Here is an 836-nt window from a genome sequence, read left to right on the forward strand (position 1 = left end):
GAGGCGGGCGCGGGCGCGGCGCCAGCCGGTGCGGCGGACGGCTTCTACTGCCGGCGCGGCGGCTTCGTCGACGAGTTCGCGACGTTCGACCCGACGGCGTTCGGCATCGTGCCCAACGCCGTCGACTGGGCCGAGCCGGACCAGTTGCTGGCGCTGCGGCTCGCCGCCGAGGCGATCACGGACGCCGGTGGGCCCGATGGGCTCGGCGACGCCGAGCGAGTGGGCGTCGTGCTGGGTCGCGGCGGCTACGTGGGATCCGGGGTGGCCCGGCTCGAGCAGCGGGTGCGCACCTCTCGCCAGCTCGTCACCACCTTGCGCGAGGTCCTGCCGGACCTGCCCGCCGACGCGGTAGAACGCGTCCGCGAGGCGTTCGTCGCGCAGCTCGGCCCGGCCCGCCCGGAGGCGTCGATCGGTCTGGTGCCCAACCTCGCCGCGTCCCGCATCGCGAACCGACTCGACCTGCGCGGCCCCGCCTACACGGTGGACGCGGCCTGCGCGTCGTCGCTCATCGCCGTCGAGATGGCGATGCGTGATCTCGGTGCCGGCCGCACCGACACGATGATCGTCGGCGGTGCCCACCTCGTCCACGAGCCGTCGTTCTGGAGCGTGTTCTCCCTGCTGCGGGCGCTGTCCCCGAGTGAGGCGATCCGCCCGTTCGATCGGCGGGCCGACGGCATCCTCATCGGCGAGGGCGTCGGCATGCTGGTGCTGCGCCGGCTCGCCGACGCCCGCCGCGACGGCGACCGGATCTACGCGGTGCTGCGCGGGGCCGGCACGTCGAGCGACGGCCGGTCCGCCTCCCTGATGGCCCCCGCCGCCGACGGGCAGACCCTCGC

At 75.4% G+C, this 836-nt stretch carries 1 protein-coding gene; it reads left to right on the forward strand.

The window, feature by feature from the left end; genetic code table 11:
• The coding region (locus tag ND748_RS33050) for a polyketide synthase (RefSeq protein WP_251750163.1) at positions 1 to 836 on the forward strand (836 nt) is incomplete at both ends.

The sequence above is a fragment of the Frankia sp. AiPs1 genome, from assembly GCF_023716945.1.
In the GTDB taxonomy this organism is placed as follows: Bacteria; Actinomycetota; Actinomycetes; order Frankiales; family Frankiaceae; genus Frankia.